We start from the raw sequence: 9,994 nt of genomic DNA, 5'->3' as shown, positions 1-9,994 counted from the left end.
TGTCTGCTGTCTGCTGTCTTAATTATCGTTATATGCGCCTCCATGAAATTTCAAGAGTAATTCCCCCTATTATTACAGTCTGTGCAAAGATGGGTCAGGCATTACGTCATCCATCCTGACTCCCCGCCTCCACGAATTTACGCCCGCCGCCGCAATCATAGCGGCATTGTCCGTACACCGCCCCTTAGCCGGAAGCCACGCCCGGAAGCTGTCATCACCGCCGAGAGCCTCACGGAGCGCAGAATTTGCTGACACTCCCCCGGAAGCTGACACGCGCCGGATTCCCGTCAGTTTCACCGCAAGACGGATTTTCGCCGTCAATGACTCTGTTACTGCCCGCTGAAATGACGCGCACAAGTCATTCACCGGGATATTGTCCGGCGCAAATTTCTTCACCTGCCACAATAACGCCGTCTTCAGGCCGCTGAAGCTGAACTCTATTTTGTCGGTGTTCCGTAACGGTATCGGGAAATCAAATGCGCGGGGATTGCCGGTTTTCGCGAGGCGTTCTATCTCAGGGCCTCCCGGGTATTTCAGGCCGAGAATACGCGCTGCCTTGTCGTATGCTTCCCCGGCCGCGTCATCTCTCGTTTGTCCGAGAAGCTCATACTTCCCGAAATCGTCTACCCTTATGATTTCCGTGTGGCCTCCTGAGACTATCAGCGACAAAAACGGTGGCTCTAAGTCTACAGCGTCAATCAAAGGCGCGAACAAATGCCCCTCAAGGTGATTCACTCCCATCAACGGAACATCCCACGCCTGAGACAATGCCCGCGCTGTCATTACGCCGACAATCAGCGAACCCATCAAGCCCGGCCCGCGTGTTACCGCTATAAGGTCTAAATCATGGCCGGATATATCGCACTGGCTCAAAGCAGCGTCAACAAGCGGAAGCAAATTCTCAAGATGTTTACGGGCGGCAAATTCGGGAATCACTCCGCCGAAATGAGAGTGATATTTTATCTGGCTCGACAATAATTCGCACAGCACTTCACGTTCTCCGCGTATAACCGCGACTCCAGTGTCATCGCAGCTAGTTTCTATTCCTAGTGTCAGCATGATTACATGAATGAATTATCCTGCACAAACTCAGGCCATGAATGTTCGACAAAATCATCATACGTGTCAAAAAGCGTAGGCATCATGATCTCATCGTTGAAGATATACTGCTCGAAACCGTTTAACGCAAGCTCCCCGAACCACAATTTAGCGTCGCATTCCCTGTTGTGCCTGAACGCTAACATGTCATTACCGCCCTCCTTAGTGTCGCAACAGCCCGGCACGTCATGCACAATCCACGCCCGGAGTCGTCAAGCCCTTCCGCTGACTTGAATTTTATATTGACGGGAAAAAACTGACTCATGTTCCGCATAATTTCTTCACGGTATTTATTGAGCCGGGGAACCTGAGCCGTTATTACAGAGTCAACAAAGTCAACATTCCATCCCTCAGCCGTAACAAGCCGCATGACTTCCCGCAGCAATTCTACGCTGTCAGCACCCCGGAATTTCTCATCGCTTGCCGGAAATATATTCCCTATGTCAGGAAGCCCCGCACCACCTAATACCGCGTCCATGATTGCATGTGTCAGAACGTCCGCGTCAGAATGTCCCAGCAGGCCAAGCGCAGACTCTATACTCACTCCGCCGAGTATCAATTTACGCCCCGGCACTAGCCTGTGAATATCCCAGCCGAGTCCCGTCCGCGTCATTCCTTCCGTCAATGCCCGCGCTATAGTCATATCCTCCCTCACTGTTACTTTGAAGTTCATTCTTTCACCCTCAACATGATTCAGAACATGGCCGGATTTCAGCCACGCTTCTGCCTCGTCTTTTGCTGACGGGAAATCTTTCACCGCCTCAATCAGCCTCAGACGGGGGAAAACCTGCGGAGTCTGCGTGATATAGAGTCCATCGCGGTCAACGCATGAGACTTCCCCGGAGTCTATACGCTTGAGGGCATCGCTTACGGGCAGAACGGGAACGGCTCCGGCTTCCTCCGTAACGGCGTTCATTAACCGCCGGAATAAATCAGGACTCGCGAAAGGCCGGGCAGCGTCATGTACCATCACGAAATCACATCCGGCCATGCTTAGACCGTTAAGCACAGAAATTGCGCGCTCGTCTCCTCCGTGCGTTACCCGTAACGGAATTTCCCCGCGCCATTCGGGAGTCAGTGAGTCGCCTTTGGGAATCACTAACACGATTTCGCGAATCGAGTCCGGGAGTCTCTCTGCGTTTTCCGCACTCCATCTCCATAATTCGCGGCCTCCTAGCGTCATAAACTGCTTTTTCCCGCCGAACCTTGTCCCGCTTCCGCCCGCTACAATTATGAATGAATACTCCCTCATAGTTTCCGCCTTCCTTCAAGTGCCGTGTGTAGGGTCATTCTGTCAGCAAATTCAATGCTCCCTCCAAGCGGCAGGCCGTAAGCAAGCCTCGTAACATTCTCAACGCCAAGCCCCCGAAGAATATCCGCAAGCGTGTAATACGACATATCGCCCTCAATGCCCGGCGAGGACGCTATGATGACTTCCTCCGGCTTGACTTTCCGCACGTGCCTGGCGAGGGAGTCGGCTGATTTGTCGGTGATTTCCCTTCCGCCCATGACGTGATAAAGACCGTTGTATATCCCGGACTGCTCGAACGCCGAGAGCGACTCCAAATCGTCAACGACACAGATAATATTGCGGTCTCTGAGAGGGTCAGAGCAAATATTGCAGGGGTCTTTTGACGATATATTTCCGCAAAGGGAGCATGTTACGACTCCTTTCTTCAGGTTCGCGATTAGTCCCCCTATGCGCTGAAGCTCTCTGCTGTCCTGTTTCAGGAGGTGGAACGCTATACGCCGTGCGCTTTTCGGGCCGAGTCCGGGAAATTTCTTGAGGGCGTTCACGAGGCTGTCAAGAGATTCCATGAGTCAGAGTCAGAATTAGAATCCCATTCCCATTGCGCCGAGCGCGCTTGTTATTCCGCCCATTTTCTCGCTCATAAGCTCGCGGCTCTTCTTGAGTCCCTCGTTGACCGCCGAAATTATGAGATCCTCTAACATTTCTTTGTCGTCAGGATTTATCACTTCAGGGTCAATTGTTACGGATTTCATGTCGCCCTGCCCTGTGAATGTAGCTGTTACCATTCCCCCGCCGACGCTGGCCTCTACTGTCTCGGACGCTAAATTTTCCTGTATCTGCATCATCTGAGACTGCATCTGCCTAGCCTGCTTCATTATGTTGTTGAGTTTCATGTGTGAATGTCTCCTTGCTGAGTGGGATATTTTTTCCGCGTCAATTCTATCACGCGATATAATTACCCGAAAACGTAAAGGAGAAAACTTTTCTGTAATGCTTGAAATCTTCAGTACGCTTCCCGCAGGAGGGACAATCTTCAACTCATTAACCGTAATTCTCGGAAGTATAATCGGACTCACCGCCGGAAAATTCATCCCCGAAAAAATGAATGATACTATCTTCAACTGCCTGGGACTGTTCACAATTTATGTCGGAGTGAATATGACACTCAAGACTGAACACTCAATAGCGGTATTGCTGAGTCTTGTTCTTGGAGCTGTAACGGGTGAAATTCTTGGTATTGAGACAAAATTAAACTCCATCGGCGACACGCTGAAGGCAAAAATTCACACGTCAAACGAAAAATTCACAGACGGATTCGTGAGCGCGACTCTTCTCTTCTGCGTTGGGTCAATGGCTATAATCGGCTCAATTGAGGACGGACTCAGGCACAATCCCGAAATATTAATGACGAAAGGAATAATGGACTGCATAGCGGGGTCAATGATGGCGGGGGCTTACGGTGTCGGCGTGATGTTCTCAGTGATTCCCATGTTCATATATCAGGGGGCAATTACTCTCGGAGCGTCATGGGCTGAGAGCGTCATAACGGAGTCAATGTACGCGAATATTTCGGGGCTTGGCGGATTGATGATAATGGGAATCGGGCTGAACATGCTGAAGGTTACGCGGCTGAAACTGGGCGACATGCTTCCGGGGCTTGTGTACGTGGTATTCTTCACTATGCTTTTTGCGTAACGACAAAAAAAATCCCCTCTCCGACTATCACAGAGAAGGGGACAAATTTTCACCGCGCTAAATTCCCGCGGCTTTCCTGAGAGCGTCGGCCCTGTCGGTTTTCTCCCAGCCGGGCAGGACGGGCAAATCAATTCTTCCCATATGCCCATACGCCGCAAGTGCTTTGTACTGAGGCTTCCTGAGACCTAAATCACGGATGATAGCAGCCGGGCGGAAATCGAAATATTCCCGGAGCAATGACGCTATTTTTCCCTCGTCAATTTTCCCCGTGCCGAATGTGTTGACGTTCAGCGATACAGGCTCGGCGACTCCTATGGCGTAGGCCACCTGAATCTGGCACTCGTCAGCAAGCCCCGCCGCAACAATATTTTTCGCCGCGTAACGTGTCATGTATGCGCCGCTTCTGTCGACCTTTGTCGGGTCTTTCCCGGAGAACGCTCCGCCCCCGTGCGGAACCCATCCGCCGTAAGTGTCAACGATAATCTTCCGCCCTGTGAGACCTGAGTCAGCCGCGGGGCCTCCCTTCACGAAACGCCCCGTAGGATTCACGAATATCCGCGTGTCCTTGTCGATGAGATTCGCGGGGATTATCGGCTTTATGACGCGGGAAATCATATCTTCCCGGATTGTTTCGAGGCTTGCGGAGGGGTCATGCTGTGTTGAGACTACGATTGTGTCAGCGTGGACGGCCTTGCGGTTTTCGTAGCGGAGTGAGACTTGAGTCTTTCCGTCCGGCCTGAGATATGACAATGTTCCGTCCTTGCGGATTTTCGCGAGCTGACGGGCTAACGCATGGGACAAGGCTATGGGCATGGGCATAAATTCTTCTGTCTCGTTCGTGGCGTAACCGAACATCATTCCCTGATCCCCTGCGCCGATTTTCGACACGTCTTCTTCTCCCGCGCCTGAACCCCGGACTTCTATAGCATCGTCAACTCCCTGCGCTATGTCCCCGGACTGCTCATCTATCGCGACGAATACAGCGCAAGAATTTCCGTCAAAACCGTAATCCGCATTCGTGTAGCCGATTCCGTTTATCGTCTCGCGGGCAATCTTCTGGATGTCAATATGTGCCTTTGTCGTAATCTCGCCTGCAATCACCGCGAACCCGGTCGACACGAGAGTCTCACACGCTACACGGCCTGCGGGGTCTTCCGTGAGTATTGCGTCAAGTACTGCGTCCGAAATCTGATCCGCTACCTTGTCGGGGTGTCCTTCTGTTACTGACTCGGATGAGAATATGAAGCTGTCTGCCATGAATATAGCCTCCCTTATTATGTTATGGGCAAAAAAAATGTACCCTCCTGAATAATTCAAGAGAGTACACGCAAATTTTTCCGTTTGTCCCTCTCTCTCATCATCCAGCTTTGACTTGCTGCCGATATTGGCACCTGATTCAAACAGGTTGCCGGGCTTCACAGGGTCGGTCCCTCCGCCTCTCTCGATAAGAGTTATATTTTTGTTACGGCCTGTATTTTACTTTGAATACAACTCGACCGCAAGTATTTCTGTTACATCAATCGGTAATTCCTCGCGCATAGGCTCACGGATTAATTTCGCGCTGAACTGTGCTTTATCCTTCTCAAGATAGGGGACATTGAACGACACAAGCCCCGTGAAATTTGACTCGACAAGGGGATTCGTGCGTGTCTTTTCCTTGAGGCTGATTACATCGTTGACCTTCACGCCGTATGACGGAATATCTACCTTTGAGCCGTTGACGAGTATATGCCCGTGCGTTACAAGCTGGCGAGCCTGGCGAATCGAGCGGGCGAACCCCGTGCGGTAAACGAGATTGTCAAGCCTGCACTCAAGAGCTTTGAGGAGAGCTACGCCGGTCATTTCGTCGCTCTTGCTGGCCTCATTGAAATACCGTGCGAACTGACGCTCTAATATTCCGTAGTACGCTTTGATTTTCTGCTTCTCCAAAAGCTGAAGGCCGTACTGTGAGACCTTCTGCCCTGTACGCGCCGCGCTTGCTGAGGCGTTCTTCTTTGTGTCAGCCCTCTTTAACGCCTTGGGATGACCGCAGACATTAACGCCAAGATGACGGCATAATTTGAATCTGGGTTCTCTTCGTGTTGCCATTGAAAGTTTCTGCACTCCCTGTAAATATAATATTGGATAATAGCTGACTGAGTTTAGCACCCATAACGGCAAAAGTAAAGTTTATCCCTTCCCGCGCCCCCCTCAAAAAAAATGCCCCCCGCGAATATGCAGGAGGCGCACGGAAATTTTCACGGCCTTAATGTATCAGGTCATGCCATTCCTTTATGGACTTCAGAGACTGGGAATTAGTCCCGCGGGCTTTCACCGTCATAATTCCCTCTATAGCAGCGTCAGCCGCCGCAAGTGTCGTAACATACGGTATGCCCATTTTCACCGCGCTCCGTCTCAGAATGCTTCCCGATTCCGTGAGAGCCTTCTCACGCGGGGTATTGATTATCATCTGAACATCGCCGTTGATTACGCGGTCTAATATGTCAGGGCGGCCATGTCCCACGCATTCGCACTCAACGCCGGAATATCTCAGAGCCTCGAACGTTCCCACAGTCGCAAGAATCCTGAACCCCGCATAGCTGAATTTCTGCGCGATGGGTACAATGTCCTTCTTGTCGGAATCACTCACGGCAAATAGCACAGTCCCCGACAAAGGCAGGCTTCCTCCGGCGGCTTCCTCTGCCTTGAAGAACGCCTCGCCCGGCATTGACGCAAGTCCGAGAACCTCGCCCGTAGATCTCATCTCAGGCCCTAAAACTGGGTCAACCTCCTGAAACATGTTGAACGGGAAAACGGATTCCTTCACGCCGTAATAGGGTATGACTCTCTCTTTGAGACTCTCAAGCGGGGACGGCCTTCCGGTTAATTCGTGCGTAATTGCCTCGACAGCAAGCGGAACCATCTTAATCCCGCAGACTTTCGACACAAGCGGGACAGTTCTTGACGCTCTCGGATTCGCCTCAAGCACGAAAACTTTTCCCGCCTCAATCGCGTACTGTATATTCATGAGTCCTACAACGTGCATGGCCTCAGCGATTTTGCGCGTGTAGTCTTTTATTGTCGCTAATGCTTCGGGTGAAATGTGTCTTGACGGGAGAAAACATGCCGAATCGCCCGAATGAATCCCGGCAAGCTCTATATGTTCCATGACGGCGGGGACGTAAGCGTGAGTCCCGTCGCAGATGGCATCGGCTTCACATTCAAGCGCGTGATTCAAGAAGCGGTCAATCAGTATCGGCCTGTCAGGTGTAACACCTACAGCGGCGTTGACGTAAGCGGCTAGGCTCTCCTCATCGTAAACGATCTCCATACCGCGCCCGCCGAGAACGTAAGACGGCCTCACCATGACGGGATAACCGATTCTGCTTACGACTTCTCGCGTCTCATCGAGAGTTGCAGCCATTCCCGACTCAGGCATGGGAATATTCAGCGAGTCCATCACTGATTTGAACCGCCCCCGGTCTTCGGCAAGGTCTATGATTTCGGGGGATGTTCCGAGAATTTTGACTCCGTTCCGCTCAAGCTCTGAGGCTAAATTTAACGGTGTCTGCCCTCCGAACTGCGCGATGACTCCGGCGGGCTTCTCCTCGCGGTAAATGCTGAGAACATCCTCAAGCGTGAGAGGCTCGAAATATAGCTTGTCGCTCGTGTCGTAATCTGTGCTGACTGTTTCGGGGTTGCAGTTGACGATTATCGTCTCAAAGCCAAGTCTGCGGAGACTCTGCGCGGCGTGAACACAGCAGTAATCGAACTCGATTCCCTGTCCGATTCTGTTCGGGCCTCCTCCGAGTATCATAATTTTGCGTGAGGAGTTACCCCCCTGTATCTCCTCGCGAGGTTCACCCCCCTTTAATTCCACCCTTGACAGGGGGGACGAGAGACTCGCCGGGATTCCTGCCTCCCCTGCGAAAGGGGAGGGCAGGGAGGGGTCGCGGAGGGGTCGCGGAGGGGTCGTTGCCGGATGGGTATATGATGAGTAGTAATATGCTCCGTCCTCTGTCCCGCTTACGTGGACTCCTTCCCAGTGCTCAATGAGTCCGAGAGATTCGCGGCGTTCCCTGATGGCCTGTTCGCTGAGATTGAGCAGTCCGGCTAAATAGCGGTCAGAAAATCCGTCTTTCTTTGCCTGAATCAATACATCATCAGGAAGATTTTTCCCACTGAATGTGAGTATGTATTCTTCCTCGTCAGCAAGAGCTTTGATTTCCTCAATGAAATATGCTTTCACGTGAGTCAGCGCGTGAATCTCGTCAACTGTCGCGCCCTTCCTCAGTGCCTCATACATCACAAAATATCGCTCACTCGTGGGATATTCGAGCATTCCTAGTAATTCGGATTTCGTGAGGGAGGCAAAATTTTTCACATGGCCGAGTCCGTAGCGGTCTTTCTCAAGAGAGCGGACAGCCTTCTGCAGTGCCTCCCGGAAATTCTTGCCTATGCTCATAACTTCGCCGACTGCCCGCATTTGAGTCCCAAGTTTGTCCTGCACTCCCTTGAATTTCTCGAACGCCCACCGCGCAAACTTCACGACAACATAATCACCGCCCGGCTTGTACTTGTCGAGACTGCCATATTTCCCGCAGGGTATATCCGCGAGAGTGAGTCCCGCCGCAAGTTTCGCCGACACAAGCGCAATCGGGAAGCCCGTAGCCTTTGACGCAAGAGCCGATGACCGGGATGTGCGCGGGTTAATCTCAATCACTATAACGCGGTCTGTTTTCGGGTCATGCGCGAACTGTACATTTGTCCCGCCGATAACGCCGATATGCTCCACGATTCTGTACGCCATTTCCTGAAGCCGGGACTGTAATTCAGTGCTTATCGTCAGCATAGGGGCAACGCAGAATGAGTCGCCGGTGTGGACTCCCATTGGGTCAACATTCTCAATGAAGCACACTGTAATCATGTTGTTGTCTTTGTCGCGGACAACCTCTAACTCTAATTCCTCCCAGCCTAGCACCGACTCTTCAACCAAAACTTGATGGACAATGCTTGCCTGTAATCCTCTTTCGCAGACTGTCCGCAATTCTTCACGGTTGTAGACGAGTCCGCCCCCGGCCCCGCCCATAGTGTAAGCCGGGCGCAAAACAACAGGGTAGCCGAGTGTCTCAGCGATATTCAGTGCCTCATCAACGGAGTACGCGACCTGAGATTTGGCCATGTCGATATTAAGCGCGTTCATTGTCTTCTTGAACTCTATGCGGTCTTCTCCGCGTTCGATTGCGTCAGCCTGTACGCCGATAACTTCAACATTGTATTTTGCGAGGATTCCGGCCTTGCTGAGTTCGGCGCAAAGGTTCAGCCCGGACTGCCCGCCCAAGTTCGGCAATAATGCGTCAGGACGCTCGCGGGCTATTATGGCTTCGAGGCGTTCGGGGTTTAGCGGCTCAATGTAGGTAATGTCGGCCATTTCGGGATCTGTCATGATTGTGGCGGGGTTGGAGTTCACTAGCACTACTTCATATCCCAGTGAACGCAGAGCCTTGCAAGCCTGAGTCCCGGAATAATCGAACTCACACGCCTGCCCAATCACTATAGGGCCGGAGCCGATGATTAATATTTTGTGTATGTCGCTGCGCTGAGGTGATGCCATGTATATATCACTTCCTGTATTACTGCTTGTCCGCTGAAATGTCCTGTGATGATTCGGGCTTTTCGTTCGCTGTCTCTGTTACTGTTACTGCGGGAGTCTCGGCTTTGTCGTCTGACTCATTCACGACAGGTGCGGGAGTCTCGGCTACGTCTGCTGACTCATTCACGGCAGGCGCGGGAGTCTCGGTTACGTCTGCTGACTCAGTTACGGCAGGCGCGGGAGTCTCGGCTACGTCTGCTGACTCAGTTACGGCAGGCGCGGGAGTCTCGGCTACGTCCGCTGACTCATTCACGGCAGGCGCGGGAGTCTCGGCTACGTCTGCTGACTCAGTTACGGCAGGCGCGGGAGTCTCAGTG

The 9,994-nt window shown here is 52.2% G+C and carries 10 protein-coding genes and 1 riboswitch; of the genes, 1 reads left to right on the top strand and 9 read right to left on the bottom strand.

The genetic code is table 11. From position 1 onward, the window contains the following. Nucleotides 1–72 precede the first annotated feature (72 nt). Genes tsaD through IKQ95_01385 form a run of 5 tightly spaced genes read right to left on the bottom strand, consistent with a single transcriptional unit; the run spans nucleotide 73 to nucleotide 3,243 of the window. Nucleotides 73–1,059 carry a tRNA (adenosine(37)-N6)-threonylcarbamoyltransferase complex transferase subunit TsaD gene (tsaD, locus tag IKQ95_01405; GenBank protein ID MBR4195350.1) on the bottom strand — a complete coding sequence of 329 codons (987 nt, stop codon included), beginning with the start codon at nucleotides 1,057–1,059 and terminating at the stop codon, nucleotides 73–75. Between the two features lie 2 nt (nucleotides 1,060–1,061). Then, nucleotides 1,062–1,244, bottom strand: coding sequence for a hypothetical protein (locus tag IKQ95_01400; GenBank protein MBR4195349.1), 183 nt, complete (start codon nucleotides 1,242–1,244; stop codon nucleotides 1,062–1,064). After that, nucleotides 1,238–2,350: a 2-C-methyl-D-erythritol 2,4-cyclodiphosphate synthase gene (gene ispF, locus IKQ95_01395; protein MBR4195348.1), complete on the bottom strand. Its 1,113-nt coding sequence runs from the start codon at nucleotides 2,348–2,350 to the stop codon at nucleotides 1,238–1,240. Before ispF ends, IKQ95_01400 begins: the two co-directional genes overlap by 7 nt. Beyond that, nucleotides 2,347–2,916, bottom strand: a complete 570-nt coding sequence (gene recR / locus IKQ95_01390) for a recombination protein RecR (GenBank protein MBR4195347.1) — start codon at nucleotides 2,914–2,916, stop codon at nucleotides 2,347–2,349. Before recR ends, ispF begins: the two co-directional genes overlap by 4 nt. A 15-nt stretch (nucleotides 2,917–2,931) precedes the next feature. Continuing rightward, nucleotides 2,932–3,243 carry a YbaB/EbfC family nucleoid-associated protein gene (locus IKQ95_01385; protein MBR4195346.1) on the bottom strand — a complete coding sequence of 104 codons (312 nt, stop codon included), beginning with the start codon at nucleotides 3,241–3,243 and terminating at the stop codon, nucleotides 2,932–2,934. A 97-nt stretch (nucleotides 3,244–3,340) separates the two neighbouring features. Here IKQ95_01385 and IKQ95_01380 point away from each other — a divergent pair, with 97 nt between their 5' ends. Further along, on the top strand, nucleotides 3,341–4,045 hold the full coding sequence (locus IKQ95_01380) for a DUF554 domain-containing protein (GenBank protein ID MBR4195345.1): 705 nt from the start codon (nucleotides 3,341–3,343) through the stop codon (nucleotides 4,043–4,045). A gap of 57 nt (nucleotides 4,046–4,102) precedes the next feature. Here IKQ95_01380 and metK read toward each other — a convergent pair whose 3' ends face one another. The 4 genes from metK to IKQ95_01360 all read right to left on the bottom strand — a co-directional run. Continuing rightward, nucleotides 4,103–5,302 (bottom strand): methionine adenosyltransferase, encoded by a 1,200-nt coding sequence (gene metK / locus IKQ95_01375; GenBank protein ID MBR4195344.1) that lies wholly within the window; start codon nucleotides 5,300–5,302, stop codon nucleotides 4,103–4,105. 94 nt (nucleotides 5,303–5,396) lie between these two features. Then, nucleotides 5,397–5,496: riboswitch (SAM riboswitch) on the bottom strand. Nucleotides 5,497–5,521: 25 nt separating this feature from the next. Continuing rightward, complete coding sequence (gene rpsD / locus IKQ95_01370; protein ID MBR4195343.1) at nucleotides 5,522–6,133, bottom strand: 30S ribosomal protein S4; 612 nt, start codon at nucleotides 6,131–6,133, stop codon at nucleotides 5,522–5,524. Nucleotides 6,134–6,290: 157 nt separating this feature from the next. Beyond that, complete coding sequence (gene carB / locus IKQ95_01365) at nucleotides 6,291–9,638, bottom strand: carbamoyl-phosphate synthase large subunit (protein ID MBR4195342.1); 3,348 nt, start codon at nucleotides 9,636–9,638, stop codon at nucleotides 6,291–6,293. Between the two features lie 19 nt (nucleotides 9,639–9,657). Then, on the bottom strand, nucleotides 9,658–9,994 hold a 337-nt coding region (locus tag IKQ95_01360; GenBank protein MBR4195341.1), incomplete at its 5' end, for a hypothetical protein.

This window comes from Synergistaceae bacterium (assembly GCA_017540085.1).
Classification (GTDB): domain Bacteria; phylum Synergistota; class Synergistia; order Synergistales; family Aminobacteriaceae; genus JAFUXM01.
This window is presented reverse-complemented; position numbering and strand designations above follow the sequence as displayed.